This window comes from Burkholderia sp. MSMB2157WGS (assembly GCF_001532755.1).
Lineage (GTDB): Bacteria > Pseudomonadota > Gammaproteobacteria > Burkholderiales > Burkholderiaceae > Burkholderia.
The window spans coordinates 155454-178444 of sequence record NZ_LPJG01000017.1 but is presented as its reverse complement, the minus strand read 5'-3'; the positions used below and the strand labels follow the sequence as shown (position 1 = coordinate 178444).

Annotated in this window: 18 protein-coding genes; 6 read left to right on the top strand and 12 right to left on the bottom strand. The window is 67.5% G+C overall.

Going from position 1 to position 22991, the window contains the following annotated elements; genetic code table 11:
* Positions 1-5: 5 nt before the first annotated feature.
* The 3 genes from acnD to prpB all read right to left on the bottom strand — a co-directional run bounded on the left by acnD (position 6) and on the right by prpB (position 4855).
* Positions 6-2600, bottom strand: a complete 2595-nt coding sequence (gene acnD / locus WT53_RS11830; RefSeq protein WP_034205935.1) for a Fe/S-dependent 2-methylisocitrate dehydratase AcnD — start codon at positions 2598-2600, stop codon at positions 6-8.
* Positions 2601-2683: 83 nt separating this feature from the next.
* Positions 2684-3856 carry a 2-methylcitrate synthase gene (gene prpC / locus WT53_RS11825; RefSeq protein WP_034205934.1) on the bottom strand — a complete coding sequence of 391 codons (1173 nt, stop codon included), beginning with the start codon at positions 3854-3856 and terminating at the stop codon, positions 2684-2686.
* A gap of 105 nt (positions 3857-3961) precedes the next feature.
* Complete coding sequence (gene prpB, locus WT53_RS11820; protein WP_034205933.1) at positions 3962-4855, bottom strand: methylisocitrate lyase; 894 nt, start codon at positions 4853-4855, stop codon at positions 3962-3964.
* Positions 4856-5025: 170 nt separating this feature from the next.
* Here prpB and prpR point away from each other — a divergent pair, with 170 nt between their 5' ends.
* Positions 5026-7008: a propionate catabolism operon regulatory protein PrpR gene (gene prpR, locus WT53_RS11815; RefSeq protein ID WP_059780135.1), complete on the top strand. Its 1983-nt coding sequence runs from the start codon at positions 5026-5028 to the stop codon at positions 7006-7008.
* Positions 7009-7023: 15 nt separating this feature from the next.
* Here prpR and WT53_RS11810 read toward each other — a convergent pair whose 3' ends face one another.
* Positions 7024-7677: an ABATE domain-containing protein gene (locus WT53_RS11810; RefSeq protein ID WP_059780136.1), complete on the bottom strand. Its 654-nt coding sequence runs from the start codon at positions 7675-7677 to the stop codon at positions 7024-7026.
* 253 nt (positions 7678-7930) lie between these two features.
* Here WT53_RS11810 and WT53_RS11805 point away from each other — a divergent pair, with 253 nt between their 5' ends.
* The gene (locus tag WT53_RS11805) at positions 7931-8314 is read left to right on the top strand and encodes a VOC family protein (protein ID WP_034205930.1); all 384 of its coding nucleotides are present in this window, start codon (positions 7931-7933) and stop codon (positions 8312-8314) included.
* A gap of 187 nt (positions 8315-8501) precedes the next feature.
* On the opposite strand, the gene WT53_RS11800 is transcribed toward WT53_RS11805, so the two are convergent.
* Positions 8502-9350 carry an ureidoglycolate lyase gene (locus tag WT53_RS11800; protein ID WP_059780137.1) on the bottom strand — a complete coding sequence of 283 codons (849 nt, stop codon included), beginning with the start codon at positions 9348-9350 and terminating at the stop codon, positions 8502-8504.
* A 660-nt stretch (positions 9351-10010) separates the two neighbouring features.
* On the opposite strand from WT53_RS11800, the gene WT53_RS11790 reads away from it, so the two are divergent.
* Together WT53_RS11790 and WT53_RS11785 are read left to right on the top strand one after the other, a co-directional pair.
* The gene (locus WT53_RS11790) at positions 10011-10832 is read left to right on the top strand and encodes an IclR family transcriptional regulator (protein ID WP_034205927.1); all 822 of its coding nucleotides are present in this window, start codon (positions 10011-10013) and stop codon (positions 10830-10832) included.
* Positions 10833-11008: 176 nt separating this feature from the next.
* Positions 11009-11560 (top strand): hypothetical protein, encoded by a 552-nt coding sequence (locus WT53_RS11785; protein ID WP_060259923.1) that lies wholly within the window; start codon positions 11009-11011, stop codon positions 11558-11560.
* A gap of 657 nt (positions 11561-12217) precedes the next feature.
* On the opposite strand, the gene WT53_RS11780 is transcribed toward WT53_RS11785, so the two are convergent.
* The 5 genes from WT53_RS11780 to WT53_RS11760 all read right to left on the bottom strand — a co-directional run bounded on the left by WT53_RS11780 (position 12218) and on the right by WT53_RS11760 (position 17983).
* The gene (locus WT53_RS11780) at positions 12218-14575 is read right to left on the bottom strand and encodes a GNAT family N-acetyltransferase (RefSeq protein WP_060259920.1); all 2358 of its coding nucleotides are present in this window, start codon (positions 14573-14575) and stop codon (positions 12218-12220) included.
* Positions 14576-15170: 595 nt separating this feature from the next.
* Entirely contained in the window at positions 15171-15476 is a 306-nt protein-coding gene (locus WT53_RS11775; RefSeq protein ID WP_034205924.1) for an H-NS family nucleoid-associated regulatory protein, read from the bottom strand.
* A gap of 103 nt (positions 15477-15579) precedes the next feature.
* Entirely contained in the window at positions 15580-15852 is a 273-nt protein-coding gene (locus tag WT53_RS11770) for a hypothetical protein (protein ID WP_052100172.1), read from the bottom strand.
* Between the two features lie 61 nt (positions 15853-15913).
* Positions 15914-16441, bottom strand: a complete 528-nt coding sequence (locus tag WT53_RS11765; RefSeq protein WP_034205923.1) for a BON domain-containing protein — start codon at positions 16439-16441, stop codon at positions 15914-15916.
* A gap of 54 nt (positions 16442-16495) precedes the next feature.
* Positions 16496-17983, bottom strand: a complete 1488-nt coding sequence (locus WT53_RS11760; RefSeq protein WP_034205922.1) for a sigma-54-dependent Fis family transcriptional regulator — start codon at positions 17981-17983, stop codon at positions 16496-16498.
* 316 nt (positions 17984-18299) lie between these two features.
* On the opposite strand from WT53_RS11760, the gene WT53_RS11755 reads away from it, so the two are divergent.
* The gene (locus WT53_RS11755) at positions 18300-19703 is read left to right on the top strand and encodes a GntP family permease (protein ID WP_034205921.1); all 1404 of its coding nucleotides are present in this window, start codon (positions 18300-18302) and stop codon (positions 19701-19703) included.
* 308 nt (positions 19704-20011) lie between these two features.
* On the top strand, positions 20012-20263 hold the full coding sequence (locus WT53_RS11750) for a DUF4148 domain-containing protein (protein WP_034205920.1): 252 nt from the start codon (positions 20012-20014) through the stop codon (positions 20261-20263).
* A 34-nt stretch (positions 20264-20297) separates the two neighbouring features.
* On the opposite strand, the gene WT53_RS11745 is transcribed toward WT53_RS11750, so the two are convergent.
* Both WT53_RS11745 and WT53_RS11740 read right to left on the bottom strand, forming a co-directional pair.
* Positions 20298-21893 carry a thioredoxin family protein gene (locus tag WT53_RS11745; RefSeq protein ID WP_034205919.1) on the bottom strand — a complete coding sequence of 532 codons (1596 nt, stop codon included), beginning with the start codon at positions 21891-21893 and terminating at the stop codon, positions 20298-20300.
* Positions 21894-22150: 257 nt separating this feature from the next.
* A complete protein-coding gene (locus tag WT53_RS11740; RefSeq protein WP_034205918.1) occupies positions 22151-22651 on the bottom strand; it encodes a GNAT family N-acetyltransferase in 501 nt (166 codons plus the stop codon).
* Positions 22652-22991: the final 340 nt, after the last annotated feature.

The window sequence follows — 22991 nt, the reverse complement described above, 5'->3', positions numbered from 1 at the left end:
GTCGTTCAGGCGGCCTGCGACGATTCGAGGAAGTCCTGCGCGAAACGCTGCAGCACGCCGCCGGCCTCGTAGATCGACACTTCCTCGGCCGTATCCAGCCGGCACGTCATCGGCACCTCGACACGCTCGCCGTTCCTGCGGTGAATCACGAGCGTCAGGTCGGCGCGCGGCGTGCGCTCGCCGATCACGTCGAAGGTCTCGGTGCCGTCGATGCCGAGCGTCGTCCGGTTGGTGCCCGGCTTGAACTCGAGCGGCAGCACGCCCATCCCGATCAGGTTGGTGCGGTGGATCCGCTCGAAGCCTTCGGCGGCGATCGCCTCGACGCCCGCGAGCCGCACGCCCTTCGCGGCCCAGTCGCGCGACGAGCCCTGGCCGTAGTCGGCGCCGGCGATCACGATCAGCGGCTGCTTGCGATTCATGTACGTCTCGATCGCTTCCCACATCCGCATGACCTTGCCTTCCGGCTCGACGCGCGCGAGCGAGCCCTTCTTCACCGCGCCGTCGACGACCGCCATCTCGTTGATCAGCGTCGGGTTCGCGAAAGTCGCGCGCTGCGCGGTCAGGTGGTCTCCCCGGTGCGTCGCGTACGAGTTGAAGTCTTCTTCCGGCAGGCCCATCTTCGCGAGGTACTCGCCGGCCGCGCTGTTCGGCAGAATCGCGTTCGACGGCGACAGGTGGTCGGTCGTGATGTTGTCGCCGAGCACCGCGAGCGGGCGCATGCCCTTCAACGTGCGCTCGCCGGCCAGCGCCCCTTCCCAGTACGGCGGGCGGCGGATGTACGTGCTCTGCGCGCGCCAGTCGTAGAGCGGCGCCGCGCGCTCGCCGGCGTCGACGCCGCGCGCGAACATCGGCTCGTAGACCTTGCGGAACTGCTCGGGCTTCACGCTCGACGCGACGATCGCATCGATCTCCTCGTCGCTCGGCCAGATGTCCTTCAGCGTGACGGGCTGGCCGTCCTGGTCGTGGCCGAGCACGTCCTTCTCGATGTCGAAGCGGATCGTGCCGGCGATCGCATACGCGACCACGAGCGGCGGCGACGCGAGGAACGCCTGCTTCGCATACGGATGAATGCGGCCGTCGAAGTTGCGGTTGCCGGACAGCACGGCCGTCGCGTACAGGTCGCGATCGACGATCTCCTGCTGGATCTTCGGGTCGAGCGCGCCCGACATCCCGTTGCAGGTCGTGCACGCGAACGCGACGATGCCGAAGCCGAGCTTCTCGAGTTCCGGCAGCAGGTTCGCTTCTTCCAGATACAGTTCGACCGCCTTCGAGCCGGGCGCGAGCGAACTCTTCACCCACGGTTTGCGTGTGAGGCCCTTCGCATTCGCGTTGCGCGCGAGCAAGGCCGCCGCGATCACGTTGCGCGGGTTGCTGGTGTTCGTGCAGCTCGTGATCGCGGCGATGATCACCGCGCCGTCTGGCATCTGGCCCGGCTGCTCTTCCCACTGGCCGGCAATGCCGCGCGCGGCGAGATCGGACGTCGGCAGCCGCTTGTGCGGGTTCGACGGGCCGGCCATGTTGCGCACGACGCTCGACAGGTCGAACGTCAGCGTGCGCTCGTATTGCGCGTTGCTCAGCGTGTCGGCCCACAGGCCCGCCGTCTTCGCATACGTCTCGACCAGCTTCACCTGCTCGTCGCTACGGCCGGTGAGGCGCAGGTAGTCGATCGTCTGGCCGTCGATGAAGAACATCGCGGCCGTCGCGCCGTATTCGGGCGCCATGTTCGAAATCGTCGCGCGATCGCCGAGCGTCAGGCTCGCCGCGCCTTCGCCGCGGAACTCCAGGTACGCGCCGACCACCTTTTCCTTGCGCAGGAACTCGGTCAGCGCGAGCACCACGTCGGTCGCGGTGATGCCGGGCTGGCGCTTGCCGGTCAACTCGACGCCGACGATGTCGGGCAGGCGCATCCACGACGCGCGGCCGAGCATCACGTTCTCGGCTTCGAGGCCGCCGACGCCGATCGCAATCACGCCGAGCGCATCGACGTGCGGCGTGTGGCTGTCGGTGCCGACGCAGGTGTCCGGGAACGCGACGCCATCCTGCGCCTGGATCACCGGCGACATTTTCTCGAGATTGATCTGGTGCATGATGCCGTTGCCCGGCGGGATCACGTCGACGTTCTCGAACGCCTTCTTCGTCCACTCGATGAAGTGGAAGCGATCCTCGTTGCGGCGATCCTCGATCGCGCGGTTCTTCGCGAACGCGTCCGGATCGAAGCCGCCGCATTCGACGGCGAGCGAGTGGTCGACGATCAGTTGCACCGGCACGACCGGGTTCACCTTCGCCGGGTCGCCGCCGCCGTCCGCGATCGCGTCGCGCAGGCCGGCGAGATCGACGAGCGCCGTCTGCCCGAGGATGTCGTGGCACACCACGCGCGCCGGGAACCACGGGAAATCGCGTTCGCGCTTGCGCTCGACGATCTGCTTCAGCGACTCGGCGAGGATCGCCGGATCGCAGCGGCGCACGAGATTTTCGGCGAGCACGCGCGACGTGTACGGCAGCGTGTCGTACGCGCCGGGCGCGATCGCGTCGACCGCGGCACGCGCGTCGAAATAGTCCAGCGACGTGCCGGGCAGGGGTTTGCGGTTGGCGGTATTCATGATGTGGGGCGGGAATTCGGGGTATGACGCACCGCGCGCGCCAGCCGCCCGCCTCGCGGGCGCCGGTGCGCGCGGCGGACGTGTCAGCGCTTCTCGATCGGCACGAACTGCAGGTCTTCCGGGCCCGTGTAGTTCGCGCTCGGGCGGATGATCTTGTTGTCGATGCGCTGCTCGATGATGTGCGCGCTCCAGCCCGACGTGCGCGAGATCACGAACAGCGGCGTGAACATCGCGGTCGGCACGCCCATCATGTGATACGACACAGCGCTGAACCAGTCGAGGTTCGGGAACATCTTCTTCGCGTCCCACATCACCGATTCCAGGCGCTCGGCGATGTCGTACAACTTCAGGTCGCCCGCTTCCTTCGACAGCTTGTGCGCGACGCCCTTGATCACCTTGTTGCGCGGATCGGAGATCGTGTAGACCGGGTGGCCGAAGCCGATCACGACTTCCTTGTTCTCGACGCGGCGGCGGATGTCGGCTTCGGCGTCGTCCGGCGAGCTGTAGCGGCTCTGGATCTCGTACGCGACTTCGTTCGCGCCGCCGTGCTTCGGACCGCGCAGCGCGCCGATCGCGCCGGTGATCGCCGAGTAGATGTCCGAGCCCGTGCCCGCGATCACGCGGCCGGTGAACGTCGACGCGTTGAATTCGTGCTCCGCGTACAGGATCAGCGACGTGTGCATCGCCTCGACCCACGACTTCGACGGCGTCTTGCCGTGCAGCAGGTGCAGGAAGTGGCCGCCGATCGAGTCGTCGTCGGTTTCGGTCTCGATGCGCTTGCCGTTGTGCGAGAAGTGATACCAGTACAGCAGCATCGAGCCGAGCGACGCCATCAGGCGGTCGGCGATGTCGCGCGCGCCCGGCAGGTTGTGGTCGTCCTTCTCCGGCAGCACGGTGCCGAGCACCGACACGCCCGTGCGCATCACGTCCATCGGGTGGGCCGACGCCGGAATCTGTTCGAGTGCGGCCTTCAGCGCGCTCGGCAGGCCGCGCAGCGCACGCAGCTTGGCCTTGTAGGCAGCCAGTTCGGTCAGGTTCGGCAGCGTGCCGTGCACGAGCAGGTGCGCGATTTCCTCGAATTCGCACGATTCGGCGACGTCGAGAATGTCGTAGCCGCGATAGTGCAGGTCGTTGCCGGTCTTGCCGACCGTGCACAGCGCGGTGTTGCCGGCCGTCACGCCCGACAGCGCCACCGACTTCTTCGGCTTGAATGCGCCTGCGGCGGCCGGTGCTGCTGCGTCTTTCGTCTCGCTCATGTTTCCGTTCTCCAATGGGGATCTGTCTCGGCCGGGGCCGGCGCTGCGGCGCGCCCCGACTTCATGCAATGCGTTCCGGGAACCGCGTCCCGGCGCGCGGGCGCATTACTTCTTGCCCTGCGCGAACAGTTCGTCGAGCTTGCGCTCGTATTCGTGATAGCCGAGGAAGTCGTACAGCTCGGCGCGCGTCTGCATCGTCGGCACGGCTGCCTTCTGCGTGCCGTCGCGGCGCAGCGTTTCGTAGAAATTCAGCGCGGCCTTGTTCATCGCGCGATACGCGCCGCAGCAGTACAGCGCGATGTCGACGTTCGCCTCGCGCAGTTCGTCGACCGTGAACAGCGGCGTCGAGCCGAATTCGGTCAGGTTCGCGAGGATCGGCACCTTCACGGCCGCCTTGAAGCGACGGTAGTCGTCGAGCGTCTTCATCGCTTCCGGGAAGATCATGTCCGCGCCGGCTTCGACGTACGCGACCGCGCGCTCGATCGCCGAATCGATCCCTTCGGCGGCGGCCGCATCGGTGCGCGCCATGATCACGAACTGGTCGTCGGTACGCGCATCGACCGCGGCCTTCACGCGATCGACCATTTCCTCGGTCGGCACGACTTCCTTGCCCGGGCGATGGCCGCAGCGCTTCTGGCCGACCTGGTCCTCGAGGTGCACGGCCGCGACGCCGGCGTTGATGAACGAGCGGATCGTGCGCGCGATGTTGAAGGCGCCGCCCCAGCCCGTGTCGATGTCGACCAGCAGCGGCAGGTCGGTCGCGTTGGTGATCCGGGTCGCGTCGATCAGCACGTCTTCCATCGTGCTGATGCCGAGGTCGGGGATGCCGAGCGAGTTCGCCGCGACGCCGCCGCCCGACAGGTACACGGCCTTGAAGCCGACGGCCTGCGCCATCTTGGCCGCGTACGCGGTGATCGCGCCGACCACCTGCAGCGGCTGCTCCGCCGCGACTGCCGCGCGGAACTTCGCGCCGGCGCTCTGAAGATGCGTATTGCTCATGAACGGCCTCCTGATGGAATGCCCGATAACAGCAAGGACCGGGCCAGCGCGCGAAACGTCGCTAACCCACTGATTCTTAAGCAACCGCCGAGGGCGTTGCATCGGTCGCCCATTTCAATTCGGCAATTTCATGTTTCAAAAATGAAATCGCGCGCGCATAATCGGCCGTCATGGACCTCACTTCGACCAAGCCCGTCGGCCCGGCCGACCGCACCGTGCGCCCGCGCATCTGGGCGATGGGCATCAGCCGCCTGCGCGACCTGTTTCGCGAGATCGCCGGCGAATTCGACGAACGCGCCGACGTGCGCATCGTGACGCGCGCGTACGAGGACGCGCTGAGCGCGATCGCCGAGGCCGGCGCCGCGCGGCCCGACGTGATCGTCGCGGCCGGCTCGAACGGCGGCTTCCTGAAAACGCGCGCGCAGGTGCCGGTGGTGGTCGTGTCGCCGACCGGCTTCGACGTGATGCAGGCGCTCGCGCGCGCGCGGCGCGATGCCGCGCGGATCGCGCTCGTCAGCGCCGGCGAAACGCCGCCCGAGGTGCGCCGCTTCGTCGCCGCGTACGGCCTCGACGTGCAGTTTGCGTCATATCAGTCCGCGCAGGAAGCGGAAGCCTGCGTGCACGACCTGCGCGATCGCGGCATCGAGACGATCGTCGGCCCGGGCCTCGTCACCGACCTCGCGGCGAGTGCCGGCATGGGCGCGGTGTTCCTGTATTCGCATGCGTCGGTGCGCAAGGCGGTCGAGACGGCGCTCGAAGTCGCATATGCGACGCACGCCGAGGCATTCCGCCGCCAGCGGCTCGACACGCTGCTGCAGCACCTGCGCGACGGCGTGGTCGCGCTCGACGCGCACGGCCGCGTCGAGGCGATCAACGAACGGCTCGCGTCGGCGCTCGGGGTCGAACCGGCGGCGGCTGTCGGTCGCGCGCTCGTCGACCTGCGGCCCGAGCTGCGCACACTGCGCGGCGAAGACGGCGACGCGCTCGCGACGATACGCGGCGTGCGCTACGTCGTGCATCGCGGGCCGCTGGTCGATCGCGGCGTCACGTCGGGCAGCGTGCTGACGTTCCAGGAATCGCGTGCGGTCGAACGGCTCGATCGCGCGTTGCGTTCGCAACCGACCACGCAGCAGTTCGCCGCACGCTACGCGCTCGACGACGTGGTCGGCGCATCGGCGCCGATGACGCGCGTGCGCGACCTCGTGCGCCGCTACGCGAAATCCGACGCGACCGTGCTCGTGCTCGGCGAAAGCGGCACCGGCAAGGAAATGATCGCGCAGAGCCTGCACGCGCTGTCCGCGCGGCGCAACTATCCGTTCGTCGCGGTCAACTGCGGCGCGTTTCCGGAAGCGCTGCTCGAGAGCGAACTATTCGGCTATGAAGAAGGCGCGTTCACCGGCGCGCGGCGCGGCGGCAAGACCGGCCTGTTCGAGGCCGCGCACCGCGGCACGCTGTTTCTCGACGAGATCGGCGAGATGCCGCCGTCGCTGCAGAGCCGGCTGCTGCGCGTGCTGCAGGAGCGCGAGGTGATCCGCCTCGGCTCGACCGAGCCGATCCGCATCGACGTGCGCGTGATCGCCGCGACGCACCGGCCGCTGCTCGCGGCCGTCGAGGCCGGCACGTTCCGCGCGGATCTCTATTACCGGCTCAACATCCTGAACGTGGGCCTGCCGCCGCTGCGAGAGCGCGCAGCCGACATTCCCGCGCTCGCGGCGACGCTGCTCGTGCAGGCCGCGCGGCGCGAGCCGCGTCTCGCCGAACGCGTGCGCGACACCGACGACGCGCTGCGCGTGCTCGACGCGACGCAGGCGACGCTCGCGCGCTACCGCTGGCCCGGCAATGTCCGCGAACTGCAGAACGTGGTCGAGCGGATCGCGGTGGAGCTGGCCGAGGAAGTCGACGAAAGCGATCCGGGCGCCGCGTGCGCGGCGCTCGCCCCCGGCGCGCTGCAGGCGATCGCGCCCGAGCTGTTCGCCGCGCCGCCCGACACGGCCGACGCCGACGACGCGCAAACGCTACATGCGCGCCGCCGTCGCGCGGAAGCCGACGAGATCCGCGCGGTGCTCGACGCGTGCGGCGGCGACCGCGACCGCGCGTGCGCGATGCTCGGCATCAGCAAGACGACGCTGTGGCGGAAGTTGTCGGCGAAATAGGTTCGGGCCGCCCGGTCATTCGGCCTTGTGATAGTGGCGATACGCCTTCGCACGATTGCCGCACGACGACATCGAGCACCAGCGTCGGCTGCCGTTCTTGCTGTCGTCGATGAACAGCCACTGGCATGCATCGTTCGCACAGCGCTTGACCTTCGCGAGCCGCGTGCCGCCGAGCAGGTCGATCGCCGACCACAGCACCGGACTCAACAGCCCCGCGAGCGTGGCGCCCGACGCGTCGATCCGCCACGCATAGCGACCGTCGACGCGCGCCAGCGCAACGCGCGGCGACGCTTCCGCCAGAAAGCCGCCGAGCAGCGCGAGATCGGCATCCTGCGGCTCGCGCTGCTCCGCCTGGGCGTGAAATAGCCGGTATAGCGCCTCGCGCAACGCGAGCGCCCGCGCGAGCATCGTCGGCGCGTCGCCCGTCTCTTTCCCTTCGCCGGGCACGCGACATGCGTCGGCCAGCCCGGCCGGTACGCCGGCCTGTTCGCGGCACCACGCCAGCAGGTCGTCCAGCGTGCCGAAGGTTTCCGTCGGCGGATCGCTGCCGCGCCAGTACAGCGTGTTCGCGAAATCGAGGCTCAGCGTTTCGGGCGGCGCCGGGATCAGGCAGTCCGTCGTGACGGAAGGTTGCGTTTTTCTCATGACGCGATCGTATCTAACCACCATGCCGGTTGACAAGCGCCCGAGCGATTTCTAACATAACCGGCATGGTGGTTAAAAACAGGTTGACTGCACCGACGCCCCTTCGACTCAAGGAGACACAGATGATCGATCGTCTTTCGTTCAGCGTTATCCACAAGCCCACCGGCCGCACGTACGACGACATCACGCTCGGCACGCTTCGCTACAAGCGGCTGGCGTGGTGTCTGTAAGCAGGTTTGCCGCACTGACGTCCCCCCTCGGTTCAAAGGAGCCACAGATGATCGATCACCTTTCGTTCGGCGTTGCACACATCGACCGCAGCCGCACCTTCTACGACAGCGCGCTCGGCGCACTCGGCTACAAGCGTCTGTATAGCGACGACGGCGCCATCGGGTACGGCACGACCGAGCCCGAACTGTGGTTGCAGCACGCGGCTCGCCCCGTCGTCGCCGATCCCGATTCGGGGTTGCACCTGTCGTTCAAGGCCGCGTCGCCGGTCGAGGTCGACGCGTTCTACCGTGCCGCGCTCGAGCACGGCGGCAAGGACAACGGCGGGCCCGGCAAGCGCGAGCACTACGGCCCCGGCTATTACGCGGCGTTCGTCGTCGATCCCGACGGGTATCGGCTCGAAGCGCATTGCGAGCTCGACAACGTGGTCTGATCCGCTTCGTCCGGCCCCGGACGAGCGACAAAGGCCCGATTCCGCATCGCGCGGAACCGGGCCCATGGTTTCGGTTACCTCGTCGTTCGGTGCGCGCCGGTCGCGCCGGCGGTCATGCCGACGGGTCGAGTAGCATGACCGGCGCGCGGGTGGCGGCATGCTCCAGCCGCCCGCGCCGCTCACGCGCTCATTGCGCGTTGCGCGTGCTCTGCAACTGCTCGCCGAGCCCTTCGATCCCGAGGCGCACCGTCTGGCCGGCCTTCAGGAACACCGGCGACGGCTTGATGCCCATGCCGACGCCCGGCGGCGTACCGGTCGTGATCACGTCGCCCGGCTGCAGCGTCATGCAGGTCGACAGATACGCGATCAGTTGCGCGACCGTAAACACCATCGTGCGCGTGTTGCCGCTCTGATAACGGTGGCCGTCGACTTCGAGCCACAGGTCGAGACGCTGCGGATCCGGCACTTCGTCGCGCGTGACGAGCCACGGGCCGAGCGGGCCGAACGTGTCGAAGCCCTTGCCCTTGTCCCACTGGCCGCCGCGCTCGAGCTGCCATTCGCGCTCGGACACGTCGTTGACCACGCAATAGCCCGCGACGTAATCGAGCGCGCGCGCTTCTCCGACGTCCTTGCACGTCGCGCCGATCACCACACCCAGCTCCACTTCCCAGTCGGTCTTGACCGAACCCTTCGGGATGTCGATGCCGTCGTTCGGGCCGCAGATCGAACTCGTCCACTTGCCGAACACGACCGGCTCCTTCGGCACCGCCATGCCGGCTTCGGCCGCATGGTCGGCATAGTTCAGGCCGATGCCGATGAACTTGCCGACGCGGCCGACGCACGCGCCGATGCGCGGCTCCCCGGACACGAGCGGCAGCGTGGCGGGATCGAGCGCGCGCAGCCGCGCGAGACCCGCGTCGGACAGCACATCGCCGGCAAGATCCGGCACGTGCGCGGACAAGTCGCGAATCCGGCCGGCCGCGTCGAGGATGCCGGGCTTTTCCTGGCCGGACGGGCCATAGCGAAGCAGTTTCATCGTGCTTAACCTCTGTTGTCGAATGGGACAGGATACCGGCCGACGCGGCCTTTCGCGGCCGCGCCGGACGGGTCGTCGATCGTCGAGTGCACGCGTCGGCGCCGCCTGCGGCATGCCGTCGACGCGCGAGCGTCGCGCGGGCGCAGCGATCGCGGCGCCGTACGACGGTACGGCGCGCATCGAACGGGCGGCCGCCGGTCTGCGCATCGGCGACGACGGCCCGACATCCGCGACGCGTGCCGGCCCATGCCGGCCGGCTGCACGCGCGGCCGCGCCGTCGCTGGCCCGCAAGCCTTTGTACCATCGGCCGCGCGCCGTGAAATGACGCGCGACGGATACCGACTATTGGTGCGTCTGCCGACACTGCGGCGCAGCACCCGCTGCACCGCGTCGATCGATCGGCCGCCGTTCGCGGCAGCGTCTGCCATCGGAGCATGAATACTGGCTATTCGGGGTGCCCCTGTCATCGAAAACGTTTGCCCATCCGTTCTTGTTCGGTAACGATCGGTAAAAAGACGCTGCATTGCACACTGTATGTTTATTGCTAAGCTCGCACGGATGGCTTCCATGGCCATCCGCGCGGCCGCCCTATACGCGTGCAGAACCGGCCAGCGTGCGTCGCCAACCGATCGACGGTAATCCCCCAACCTCACACCGACAATGCAGACAACCAACGACCCGCTTCCCGGCAGCGACGCACGGGAATCGATGGCCGCTATCGACCGCTATCGCGCACCCGCGCTCGACAAGGGCCTCGACATTCTCGAACTCCTGTCCGAGCAGAAGGAAGGACTCACCCGCACCGAAATCACGAAGGAGCTCGGCCGTAACGCGAGCGAAATCTATCGGATGCTCGAACGCCTCGTCGCGCGCCGCTATGTGATGCGCTCGACCGGCGGCGACCGCTACACGCTCAGCCTCAAGCTGTTCGCGCTTGCGCACCGGCATCCGCCGATGAACCGGCTGATCGCCGAGGCGCTGCCGCCGATGCAGCGCTTTGCCGATGCGGCCGAGCAGTCGTGCCACCTGTCCGTCTACGATCGCGGCAACCTGCTCGTGATCGCGCAGGTGGACGGGCCCGGCCCGTGGGGCGTGTCGGTCCGGCTCGGCTCGCGCGTCGGCCTCGCCGATACGGCGTCGGGCTGCATGATGCTGGCGTACCAGGGCCCCGAGCAACGCGCGCACATGCTGGCCGAGCACTGCAAGGTCAAGGGCGAGGCGCCGCTGAACGAGCAGGAGCTCGCGAATGCGTGTCAGTCGATCCGGCAGTCCGGCTATCTGCGCCAGGACAGCCGGCAAGCGTACGGCGTGACCGACCTGACCGTGCCGATCCTCGGGCCGGCCGGCCACGCGATCGCGGTGCTGACGTGTCCGTACATGCGCCGGATCGATGCGCACATGGCGCCGTCCGTCGACGTGGTCGTCGACGCACTGCGCGATACGGCCGCTTATCTGTCGATGTGCCGCACCGAGACCTGCTGACGCGCGGATTACCCGGCAAAATGCACGGGGCACGGCGCGGCGGCGCCGGCTCCGGGTGTGCGCGACGCCCGTGCGGTGCCCGATGCGCGATGTCGCATCGGGTGCCCGCGGCGCTACGCTAGAATAGCGGCCCTCTCAAAAACTACGGCGGCCGGTTGTCGCGACCGTCGTGTCCGATGGATGTCATGGCCAAACTTCTGAACGATCAAGAATTCCAGCGTTTCTCCGAACTTCAGCAGAAGCAGGCAAGCTTCACGATCACGCCCGAGGAAGCGGACGAGTTGCGCGATATCGTCGCGCGCGCGCAGAAAAAGCGCGACGATCGTGCCACCGCAATGCAGGCGATCGAAAACTACATCGAGCAGTTCGACATCACGCCCGACGAACTCTTCTCGCCGGAGCAGATCGGCGACGCGGCGCGCACCTACGGGCTCATCACGGCGACCAAGAAGGAACGCACGCTGCCGCCGTCGATCACGTTCAACGGCAAGCCGTACCAGTGGACCAAGACGCTTCCGGACGACGTGCGCGGCGCACTGTTCGACGCGTTCACGTCCGGCGAGTCGGTCAAGCGCTTCATCGCGATGCCGAAAGACACCGCGCGCTGTGCGCTCACGATCGCGCGCCTCGAGCGCGAAACCGGTGCTGTCTATGCCGATGCGCACCTCGAGGAACTCGCGATTTCGCGCGACCAGGTAAACGACGCGGCGGCGAAACTCGCTGCGTGAAAGTAATCGCGGGCACGGTTCCTGCGTGCCCGCACCCGCGCGTCACGCCGGCACGAGCCGGCGCCGCGCCCACGGGAGCCGCGCGTTCGCATGCTCCCGAAAAAGCTCACCTGAGCATCCCGCAAGCGCTCACCACGGTCTCCCGAAAAGCCTCACCCGAGACTCGCGAAACGCTCACTGATGGCTCCCGAACGTCCTCACCCATCGCTCCCGCAAGTGCTCACCGAAGCCTCCCGGAAAGGCTCACCGGCCTCTCCCGTAGGTGCTCACCGGCCGTTCCCGGGATAGCTCACCGAACGCTCCCGTATCGGCTCACCATGCTGCCCCGGAAAAGCTCACTCGCCGCTCCCGAAAAGTCTCACCTTGGAGGCGGCGTTGAAAACGCGAAGCCGGAGTGCGATAGCGAAGGCTTGCAGGCGCATCGGTGGAAACGGCTGCAGCGGACGAATATCGCAGCACGCTGCGAGCATCGCCGGACACCGTACTTGCGTTGCGGTATCGCTGCGACCGACTGGTCCGACACGTTGCCAGACGCCTTGCTTCAACGCCGGCTCAAACGATTTGCATTCCTTATTTATCGCGCGACTTGACGAAATGTTCGGACGCGTCGACGCTCTGCGCTGCCCTAAGCGCCAGACCTGAGACCGACGCCGACGCCTACGGCTGCAACTTCATCCTGAAACCCACGACGCCAGGCTCCTCCGTCGTCGACACCGCAAACCCGCACGATTTCGCGAGCGAGATCATCGCCGAATTCTCGCGCAGCGCCTCGCCGACCATCCAGGCGGTGCCGCGCGAGCGCGCGTAGTCGATGATGCGGGTCATCATCAGCCGGCCGAGCCCCTTGCCCTTTTGATCGGGCCGTACCGCGATCGCGAATTCCGCCGTCTCGTTGTCGGGATCGGCGACCGCCCGCGCGACCGCGAGCGTGTGGTCGCGCCCCGACACATCGGTGAAGGACACGATGAAAGCCATCTCACGGTCGTAGTCGATCTGCGTCATGCGCGCCACCTGCGAATGATCGAAGCTGCGCACCGCGCCGAAGAAACGCATCCGCAGATCTTCCGGCGTCATCGCGCCGAGCAGCTCGTTGTGAGCGGCCTCGTCTTCCGGACGGATCGGACGGATCGTCACCGTCTCGCCACGCCACTCGAGCGTCTGCTCGAGGTGCCGCGGATACGGCATGATCGCGAGCCGGCTGCGCCCCGAAGCCAGCGTGATGCGCGGCGCGACCACCCATGTGCGGTCGGGCAGCACGCGCAGCGTGACCGACATCGCAACGACTTCGCGCACGTCGCACACGACTTGCGACAGTGCCGTCAGCGCGTCGAGCGTCGGCTCGACGGGCGTGCTGCGCGCATACGGCGAACGCTCCATCACTGCGCGGGCGAGCACAGTGTTCAGCGGCGGCAGGCCGTAGACGACGAACGGCGCCGATACGCCGTCGGCCGGTGGCACCGCATAGCGAAACACCGGACCGAAGTTCGAATCGTCGTACATGTCGACCGTGATGTCGACGACCTTCTTGCCGGCCGGTTCGTCGGGCGGCTCGCCTTGCAGACCGAAACGGGACAGCCAGTGCAGCGCGGCTTCGCCCGCCAGTTCATGCTGACCGGCTTCGACCATGCGGCGTGCGGCGGCCTGGGCGGACGCCACGCACTCGGCCGGCTGCGGCGGCGTGCCCTCCGGCGTCTGCATCAGCAACTGGCGCCCGAGGTTGTAGTCGACGAGACGCGCATAGGCGCGTGCGAGCCGCTGCGGCGTCGTGTGCACCGGAATGCCGTTCGCGTGCAGCGCGTCGCGCGTCGCCGCGTCGACCGCACCGAAGAAACACGCGAGGATGCCGCGAGGCGCATGCTGCCGCGCGTCGATCAGCGTACGCGCGACCGAATCGGCCGGCGCGCTGTGCGAAGTGGAATGAACGACGAACAGCGTGCCCGTCTGCGGAAACGGGGCGAGCGCCTTGATTGCCGCGGCAAAGTGCTCGGGGCGCGCATCGTCGCCCAGCGTGAGCGGATTGCCGGGCGCCGCGAGGTGCGGCAGCGCAGCCGCGACGGCCGACGTTGCCGCGGGCGACCAGTCGGTCAGCACGTCACGCACTTCGGCAACCGCATCGACCGCGAGTTTCGCCACGCCCGCATCGCTCGTCACGAGCGTCGCCGCGCCCCGCGCGGTGACACGGCCGACGCCGAGCGTCTCGATTTCGTCGAGCAGATCGTCGAGCGCATCGACGCGCACCATGCCCGCGCGCTGGAACGCCGCCGTGTAGAGCGCATCGCCGGGGTCGGCACGGCCGGTGCGCAACGCGAGCACCGGCTTGTTGCGTGCGGCCGCGCGCGCCGCCGACATGAACTTGCGCGCGGCGCGCACGGTATCGAGCTCGAGCAGGATCGCGCGCGTGCCGGGATCGCTCGCCAGATAGTCGAGGACGTCGCCCGCATCGACATCGGATTCGCTGCCGAGCGCGACGACATGCGAAAAGCCGAGGCCCCGCGCATCGGCCCAGCCCAGCACCGCGTTCGTCAGCGCATTCGATTGCGACACCCAGGCGACACCGCCCGATCGCGCCGTATAGGCAGGCGCGCCGAAATGCGCATGCCGCGCGGGCGACGACACGCCGAGACTGCCGGGCCCGACGATACGGAGCACGAACGGCTTCGCCGCCTTCAGCGTGCGATCGACCGCAGCGCGATCGGCCTCGGTGCGCGCCTCGCCGACGATCACCGCCACGCGCGTGCCGAGCTCGCCCAGCTTGCGCACGATGCCGGCCCAGGTCGCGGGCGGCGTGCAGATCACGGCAACCGACGGCGGCGTGGGCAGCCGGTCGACATCGGAGACGACCGCATGCCCGTCCAGCTCGCGATATTTCGGATTGACCGGCCACACGGGCCCCTGGAACGCGCCGTCGAGCACACGCGACCACACCATCGCGCCGATACTGCCCGCGCGCGACGACGCGCCGACGATCGCCACGGACCTGGGCTGGAACAACGCATCGAGATGGCGAACGGTCACATCGGCTCCCTGCGGTGACGAAAGACGACACGATCGGCGTGCGGCCATGCAGGCCGTGCGCCGATCGACGCGAACTCCAAGCATAGGCGAAGCGCCCGCGACTGCCTATATGCCGAACGGCCGACTATTCGACGGACGTCAATGCTCGCACCATGGACGGCAACCCACGCTGCCCGGCGTCGCAGCGCCAGTTCTTCGCGCGATGCATGCAGCGCGGCACGTCACGCGGCACGACGCTGCAGCCGCTTCTCAAAGGTGAGGATTTACAGGAGCCATGGTGAGTATCTTCGGGATTCACACGACACACTGCGCCAGCATGCGAAAGGTGATGAAAATCCGTGTCGGGCAGGCACCGCGAAAAGCGCGAACGACAATGCGCATGCATTGCGCCATTACGCGGGTGTTTACGGAAATTCGCCGCAATATGCGGCCGGATCGCGGCGAATTCGCAAAACGGGATCCGTTAATTGCGCGACGTTGTACTTCAATTCGCCGGGGAAAAGCACATGACGATTGCGCCCAAACAAAACGGTGCGAAGGCCGCATGGCCGTTCGCACCGTCGGTCGGCACGCGAAAGGTGAGGATTTTCGGGAGTCAGTCCTTGATCAGGAAACGCCCGCGGTTCTTGCCCAGCCATGCCGGCGCCCGCCCGCGGCCGCTCCAGGTTTCGCCCGTCTTCGGGTTCAGGTACTTCGGCGGCAAGGTTCGCTTGGGCTTCGCGGCGGTAGCGGCGGCAGCCGATTTTGCCGGAAGAAAACCGAGCTCTTCCGGCGTAATGTCGTATTCGTCGATTTTCGCGCGGATATGCGCAATCGCGTCGGCAACCGCCTTTTCACGTTCCTTGTCGATTTTTTGCTGAAGCCGTTCGAGCTGCGCGCTCAGTTGCCTGTAGGTCGCCATATGGATGGGACTCCATGAGTGTTATTCGTGAAAAACAAGTGACTCAAAGCAAACGGAAAAGCGCTTCGCCCGATCGTGATCTCCTCAGCCGGTCATTTCGGGATCAATAACCGCTCTTCTTCTTGCATGCGAAGAGAAGATTTCGCACGGCGTCATCCGTCGATTGCTGGATCACGTCGAAATCGCCGTTGCACATGGCCCGGGCATTGTCGGTGCAATTGCTCCAGTCGCTGCCGGTGCATTGCACCTGAGTGGTCGGACGCCCGTCCGACGTGAACAGCGGAGCACTGCCACCGCACCCGCCGAGCCCGGCAACCAGAACCCCCATCACGGCCGCCCGAGGCCACCGACAGACCGACGCAAGCATGTGTTTCATCGTTCTTCCCGTCAACCTTTTTTTGAATGTCGCGAGTATGCCATGGGCAGCCCTTCGGCCGTCAGTCCGGCGTGCGCTCGGGTTGCCCGCGCACCTTGTACGGCAAGCGCTTGCGCGGATCGTCGGTGATGCGAACGAAAACCTGCTCGACGTCCGGAAGCGCCTCGAATTCGCGTTGCAGCGCCTGACGATCGAGCGTCGTATCCGCGCATCCTTCGACGTAGATGAAACGTCGCTGCACGGTGATCCACAGGCTCGTGCCGCGCAGACGATCCGAGCCGGCGAAGTGCGCCTTCGCCGCATCGGCGATCGACGCGTCATACATATACGAGTTCGGTTTCGTGCAGCGATGGGCGAGCCAGCAGGTCGTGCCGCGTTCGGCGCGGTAGTGCGCATCGTCCGTCATCTCGGCGCGTGTCATCCACGGGCCGAGCGGCAATGGGCATTCGGCCACGTCCTGCGACAGCGCGACGAACGGATCGCCGTACCAGTTGCGCCGCGCGTCGGGCGCATCGGCGTCGCCGGCCTGCGCGAGTGCGGCGCTCGCGAGCAACATGGTGAGCCATCCTGCAATGCCGATCCGCTTCATCGCGATCTCCCGTTCGATGCGTTACGTCGAGCCGCATCGGCATCGCCGATCGGCCTACCGGTCGATACCGAGCGCCGCCAGTTTCTTGTACAGCGTCGCGCGACCGATCCCGATACGCGCGGCCGCTTCGACCACTTTCCCGTCGCAGGCCGCCAGCGCATCGGTCAGAAACTGGCGCTCCCACGCCGCCAGCGCATCGGCATACGAGGCGGCCGGCGCACCGGATGCCGTCGACGCATCGCCCGCGCGCTGCTCGGCCGGCGCCGCGGCGACTCGCTGCACCGGCGCGGCACCCTCCGGCGAGATGCGCACCGGCCCGAGAAACGGCGCGAGCGCACGCGCATCGATCACCGAACGGTCCGACAGCATCAGCGCGCGTTCGAGCGTATTGCGCAACTCGCGCACGTTGCCGGGCCACGGATACGCGCACAGCATCCGCAGCGCATCGTCGGTCAGCTCGCAGTGCGCGGCGCGCCCGTGCTGAGCCGCCAGTTCCTCGAGCGTCGCGTAGACGAGCGCGGCGATGTCCGATGCGCGCTCGCGCAACGGCGGCGCATGGATCGTCAGCACGTTCAGCCGGTAATAGAGATCCGCGCGAAACCGCCCGGCTGCCACGAGCGCCGGCAGGTCGGCCGACGTGGCGGCAATGATGCGCACGTCCGCGCGCACGATCCGGTTCGAGCCGACCGGCTCGAACTCCTTGTCCTGCAGCACGCGCAGCAGCTTGCCCTGCAACGGCAGCGGCATGTCGCCGATCTCGTCGAGAAACAGCGTGCCGCGATCGGCCAGCTCGAATTTTCCGACGCGCCCCTTGCGATCGGCGCCGGTGTACGCGCCGGGCGCCGCGCCGAAGAATTCGGTTTCGAGCAGCGTGTCGGGAATCGCGGCGACGTTGACGGTCACGAGCGGCTGGAGCGCACGCGCCGATGCCGCGTGTATCGCGTGGGCGAGCAGCTCCTTGCCGGTGCCCGTCTCGCCGAGCAGCAGCACCGGCGAGTCGACCTGCGCGGCGCGGCGCGCCTGGCGCTTGGTCTCGAGGCTCGCGGCACTCGTGCCGACGAAGCTCGCGAACGTGTATTTCGCGCGGCGCGCCTGGGCGAGCGAGCGCTGCGTCGCGATCAGTTGCTGCTGAAGCTGCGCGTAGCGGGAAAAAATCGGCGTGAGCGTCTTCAACTGGTCGAACAGCGCGAAGCCGATCGCGCCGACCGTCTCGCCGGCCTCGTTCTTCAACGGCAGGCGCGTGACGACGAGTGGCTCGCGGCCCGTCTCCATGATGTCGAGCAGGATCGGCTGCCCGGTCGACACGACCTCGCGCATCAGGCTGTTCGGAATCACGGCCTCGCAATCGAGGCCGACGGCCTGCTGCGGATCGGCGAAACCGAAGCGCGCCGCGTAACGCTCGTTCATCCACACGACGCGCGCGTCGCGATCGACGACCACCGTGCCCGCGCTCGAATCCTCGAAGGTCCGGAACAGCGACTCGGCAGCGCGCCGCAGCACGTCGCCGTAGTTGACGGGCAGGCGGGCCCAGTCGTTCATCATCGTGTCTTCGTCTCCGTTTATCGTCGGCCGGACGTCTCCGGAACGAGACGGATTATCTCATTCCGGAGACACGCCGCAACGCGTTGTCCGGGAAAGCCCTGCACGATGTCGACGGTCGACCGGATGGCCAAAACGTCTCCGGATGGAGACGTTTTATGTAGAATCGTCAGACCTACGCCGGCGCGGGCCCGCCGGCCGCCGGCGGACCCATGTCCGGCGGCGCAATCCGGCCGATGGCACGAAACCTGCACGAACCTGAGCCGGTCCGCGGCGCACCGCGCGATCGAACAACAACCAAAGCCATTAGGAGACTCCCTTGTCTTTCGTGATCGTCCTCGCCGCGCTGGCGTTCCTGATGTTTGCCGCGTATCGCGGCTACAGCGTGATCCTGTTCGCGCCGATCGCCGCGCTCGGTGCGGTGCTGCTGACCGACCCCGCCGCCGTCGCACCGGTCTTCTCCGGCATCTTCATGGAGAAGATGGTCGGCTTCGTCAAACTGTATTTCCCGGTCTTCATGCTCGGCGCCGTATTCGGCAAGGTGATCGAACTGTCCGGGTTCTCCGAGTCGATCGTCCACGCGGCGATCCGCTACATCGGCCGCTCGCGCGCGAATGCGGTGATCGTCGCGGTGTGCGCGCTGCTCACCTATGGCGGCGTATCGCTGTTCGTCGTGGTGTTCGCGGTCTATCCGTTCGCGGCCGAACTCTATCGTCAGAGCAACATCCCGAAACGGCTGATGCCCGGCGCGATTGCACTCGGCGCGTTCTCGTTCACGATGGATTCGCTGCCCGGCACGCCGCAGATCCAGAACATCATCCCGACCACGTTCTTCAAGACGACTGCCTGGGCCGCGCCCGCGCTCGGCACGATCGGCTCGCTGTTCATCATCGTCGTCGGCCTCGCGTATCTCGAATGGCGTCGCCGTTCGGCGATGGCGAAGGGCGAAGGCTACGGCACGTCGCTCGTCAACGAGCCGGAGCGCGTCGAGGCAACGGCGCTGCCGCATCCCGCGCTGGCGATCCTGCCGCTGATCCTCGTCGGCGTGTCGAACTTCGCGTTCACGAAGCTGATCCCGCAGTGGTACGGCGCCGCATCGTACACGGTCGCGCCGGAAGTGCTGCCGGGCGTGCACGCGCCGGTCACGACGTCGATCAAGACGGTCGTCGCGATCTGGTCGGTCGAGGCCGCGCTGCTGCTCGGGATCGTGCTGGTCTTGCTGACCGCATTCAAGCGCGTCAGCGGTCGCTTCGCGGCCGGCTCGAAGGCCGCCGTCGCCGGCGCGCTGCTCGCCGCGATGAACACCGCGTCGGAATACGGCTTCGGCGGCGTGATCGCCGCGCTGCCGGGCTTCCTCGTCGTCAGCGATGCGCTGAAGAGCATCCCGAACCCGCTCGTCAACGCAGCCGTGTCGGTCAGCTCGCTCGCGGGCATCACGGGCTCCGCGTCGGGCGGCATGAGCATCGCGCTCGCCGCGATGTCGGACCTGTTCATCAAGGGCGCGCAGGCGGCCAACATCCCGATGGACGTGCTGCACCGGGTCGTCGCGATGGCGAGTGGCGGCATGGACACGCTGCCGCACAACGGCGCGGTCATCACGCTGCTCGCCGTCACGGGCCTCACGCACCGCGAGTCGTATCGCGACATCTTCGCGGTCACCGTCATCAAGACGCTCGCGGTGTTCTTCGTGATCGCCGTGTACTACGCGACGGGGCTCGTGTAAGTCTCGGCATCAAGGCGGCGTTTCGTGCGCCGCCGTCTCGCTTTCAGGATCGGACCGCATGCGCACCGGAACGGATTCCGGCAAGCGCATCCGGTCCGATTTTCATTTCCCTACGCCAAATCGACACGCCGGCAGTCGTCCGGGCCATCGCTCGCCTGCCCCCACGCATTGTTACCCGCAGCAAAACACTGCGTTGGGCGCGATCGCATTTTTCAGGCGCCCGCCCCGGCCTACACTGGTTTCAACGTCTCGCGGCGCTTCGACGAACGAAGCGCCGCGATTCCCCGGAAATCGTGGAGGTCCCCATCATGAAGCGCCTGATCCCAGCCATTGCCGTCGTCCTGGCCGTGTCGGCCCCGTTCGCCGCGCACGCCCAGTCGAACCAGCCGCTCACGCGCGCGCAGGTCCACGCCGAAGTCAAGGCGCTCAAGCAGGCCGGCTTCCAGTCGAGCGACTGGTTCTATCCGGCCAGCATCGTCTCCGCCGAAGCGAAGATCGCCCGTCAGCACGACGCCGGATACGGAAGCGATCGCGGCGCGTCGTCGGAGTCGGGCCGGTAATCGTCGGCCCGCCCGGCGATCCCTCCGCGCGCCGTTACGCCTTCACGGGCTGGATCAGCTTCGCGCACGCCGCCGCCTGGGGATCGCCCGCCGGCAACTTGCCGCACACGCCGTCGAACTGCTTCACGACCGACCTGACCGACGCATCGTGCGCGCCGCTGCCGCGCCAGCGGTTCAGTTGCGTGACGACCTTGGTCAGCGCGCGCAGGTTCGCGCCGTAGAACGCGTCCCGGGTCTTGTCGGCCTGCGCGAGCACACTCGCTGCAATCCCTTCGATGCGCGCCGAATCGTCCGGCGCCAGTTCGACCGCATTCGCAAAGTAGGTCGCGCCCCAGCGCAGCTTCGTCGCCGGCCCGCTCGCCGCGTCGTACGCCTTGCGATACCAGTCGAGCGCGGCCGCCTTGTCGCCGCGCGCCTTCGCGTTCGCGGCCAGCCCCGACATGAAGTAGTACGGCGTGGACGAACGCGGCAACTCGGCCTTCAGCAACGCATCCGATTCGTCGTACAGCCCAGCGTCGGTCAGCGTGTCCGCGCCTTCGCTGACGAGCGCCTGCCGCTCGTACGCGTTCGCCGCGCGCTGCACCGATGCGGCGATCTGTTTGCGCGCGGTGTCGGCCAGCGCCGGTGCGGCGGGCGGTGCGCCCTTGCGCGCGTCGCCGCGCGCGAGCAGCACGCGGCCGTGCAGCGCCATCAGCCTGTCGATCGACGACAGCGTGCCGTCGGTCGACAGGCGCGCCAGCGCCGCGTCGTACGCGCCGCGCAACTTCGTGCGCTGCGCATCGTCGCCGCCGAGATACGCGACCACGCGCGCGGGCGCCGCGACCAGCACGTCCGAATCGGCCCGCGACAGCGCCGGATCGCGCAGCACCGTGCGCAGCGAATCGGCAAGCGCGGCCTTGTCGAGCGCACCGGCCTGCGCCGGGTCGTCCGACGCGGCGACCACCGCCGACTTCAGCGCGAAGCGCGCCGATTCGGCTTTCGCACCGGCCGCCCGGGCGCGTTGCGCGAGCGACTGCAGCGTCTCGGCGACGCGATCGGCCGGCACCGGCAACGCGCCGTCGGTATCCCATGAATAGTCGGCCAGCAGGCGCCATTCGTCCGGCGTCAACGACGCGCCGTTCTTCAGCGCCGTCGCAAGCGTCTGCCGCACCGGATGCGCGGCCGTCATCCCGAGCGACAGCGCCTGCATGTAGCGGTCGAGATCGGCTTCGCCCGGCAACCGCGTCACTTCGGTGCCGTCGGGGCGGAACAGGATCATCGTCGGATAGCCGTGCACCTTGAAACGCTCGCCGAGCTTCTGCGCGCTTTCGGTGTCGCCGTCGAGATACACGGGCACGAAGAACGATGAACGCGTCTTGAATGCCTGCTGGCTGAAGATCGTCGACTTCACCTGGTTGCACGACGGACACCATACCGCGCCCCAGTACAGCAGCAGCGGCTTGCCCTCGCGCTTCGCGAGCGCGAACGCGGCATCGACGTCGCCGTGTTGCCACGCGATGCCGGGCGGCAGATGCGCGCCGTCGGGCGACGCGTTCGCCACCGGAGCGCCGGCGGGCGCGGCAGCGGCAAGCGCGGCACTGGCGGCAGCGAACAGACAGGCGGCGGTGAGATTGCGAAGAACGGTTTTCATCGAAGCGGGTTCCGTTGAAAAGGACGGTTTCAGGGGGATGCCGCGCGCACAACGAGGGCCGCGATGCGATGGCGATGAAGCCGCCCGACCTGCAGCGCCGCGCATGCATCGATACGGAAAAACGAAGCCGGCCGCGGCGACCGGCAAATCGTTCGACGATACGACGGGTACAGCCGAAGGAAAACCAACGAATTCTCGATTGAATATGACGTGCGGCGTCGTGCCCGCGTGCCGTCACGTCCGCGACGGCCGGCCCTTCATTGCCGCGTCCTGATGCGAGCCATGTGATACACGGACGCATGCACGCCGTCGCGCAACGCGTAATCCGGCGATTCGCCCTCGATGCGGAAACCGTGTTGCTCGTAGAGTGCGATCGCCGCACGGTTGTCGGTAAACACGGTCAGTTCGAGACGCGTGATGTTCAGCCAGTTCTCCGCGAGATCGATCGCGGCCGCGAGCAGCCGGCCGCCGATGCCGCGCCCGTGATGGGCCGCGTCGACCATCATGCCGAGCGCCGCCGCGTGGCGCCGGCGCGGATTCGGCTCGGGATGCAGGCCGAGATGGCCGACCACCGTGCCGTCGATTTCGGCAACGAGGCTCACGCCGTGCTCGCGCACGTCGTCGAGCCGCTTCCGCCATTTTTCGAGCGACGGAAATGGCTGCTGCAACGTATTCGTGTACACCGCGGGATGCGCGGCGATCTGCCGGATCGCGTCGACGTCGTGCGTCTCGCTGTGCCGGATCCTGATATCGGTCATGGGTGGGCCGGTTCCGAAAAGTCGCGCCGAACGCGCGGACTGCGCACGTGCGCAGCAACGCATCGAGCTTAGCCGATTTCACGCATTTGAAACATGGGCGCCACGCCGTCGCGCGTCAGGTTGTATCCGCAACGAAGCGAGTGCATGCCATCCCCGCGAAATCCGGAAAATTCTGACCGGTCGCACCGGCGACGACCGGTAATTTCTTACCGTTTTCGATCTCGCATTCGCGCGTGAACGAATCGTTGCGCACGCAACGTCACGCACGCGACACGCGATGTCATTTCTTCATCACGTCGACGTCATGTCGCGCCCCTAGACTGGGCGCCGCCCCAGCCTG

Excerpts from the sequence above, each read along its gene's own strand:
- acnD (WP_034205935.1), bottom strand. The coding sequence starts at position 2,600 with ATGAATACCGCCAACCGCAAACCCCTGCCCGGCACGTCGCTGGACTAT.
- WT53_RS11785 (WP_060259923.1), top strand. The coding sequence starts at position 11,009 with ATGGATGTCATGGCCAAACTTCTGAACGATCAAGAATTCCAGCGTTTC.
- WT53_RS11740 (WP_034205918.1), bottom strand. The coding sequence starts at position 22,651 with ATGACCGATATCAGGATCCGGCACAGCGAGACGCACGACGTCGACGCG.
- WT53_RS11790 (WP_034205927.1), top strand. The coding sequence starts at position 10,011 with ATGCAGACAACCAACGACCCGCTTCCCGGCAGCGACGCACGGGAATCG.
- WT53_RS11770 (WP_052100172.1), bottom strand. The coding sequence starts at position 15,852 with ATGAAACACATGCTTGCGTCGGTCTGTCGGTGGCCTCGGGCGGCCGTG.
- WT53_RS11810 (WP_059780136.1), bottom strand. The coding sequence starts at position 7,677 with ATGGTGGTTAGATACGATCGCGTCATGAGAAAAACGCAACCTTCCGTC.
- WT53_RS11760 (WP_034205922.1), bottom strand. The coding sequence starts at position 17,983 with ATGATGAACGACTGGGCCCGCCTGCCCGTCAACTACGGCGACGTGCTG.
- prpB (WP_034205933.1), bottom strand. The coding sequence starts at position 4,855 with ATGAGCAATACGCATCTTCAGAGCGCCGGCGCGAAGTTCCGCGCGGCA.
- WT53_RS11745 (WP_034205919.1), bottom strand. The coding sequence starts at position 21,893 with ATGAAAACCGTTCTTCGCAATCTCACCGCCGCCTGTCTGTTCGCTGCC.
- WT53_RS11800 (WP_059780137.1), bottom strand. The coding sequence starts at position 9,350 with ATGAAACTGCTTCGCTATGGCCCGTCCGGCCAGGAAAAGCCCGGCATC.
- WT53_RS11750 (WP_034205920.1), top strand. The coding sequence starts at position 20,012 with ATGAAGCGCCTGATCCCAGCCATTGCCGTCGTCCTGGCCGTGTCGGCC.
- WT53_RS11805 (WP_034205930.1), top strand. The coding sequence starts at position 7,931 with ATGATCGATCACCTTTCGTTCGGCGTTGCACACATCGACCGCAGCCGC.
- WT53_RS11765 (WP_034205923.1), bottom strand. The coding sequence starts at position 16,441 with ATGAAGCGGATCGGCATTGCAGGATGGCTCACCATGTTGCTCGCGAGC.
- WT53_RS11775 (WP_034205924.1), bottom strand. The coding sequence starts at position 15,476 with ATGGCGACCTACAGGCAACTGAGCGCGCAGCTCGAACGGCTTCAGCAA.
- prpR (WP_059780135.1), top strand. The coding sequence starts at position 5,026 with ATGGACCTCACTTCGACCAAGCCCGTCGGCCCGGCCGACCGCACCGTG.
- prpC (WP_034205934.1), bottom strand. The coding sequence starts at position 3,856 with ATGAGCGAGACGAAAGACGCAGCAGCACCGGCCGCCGCAGGCGCATTC.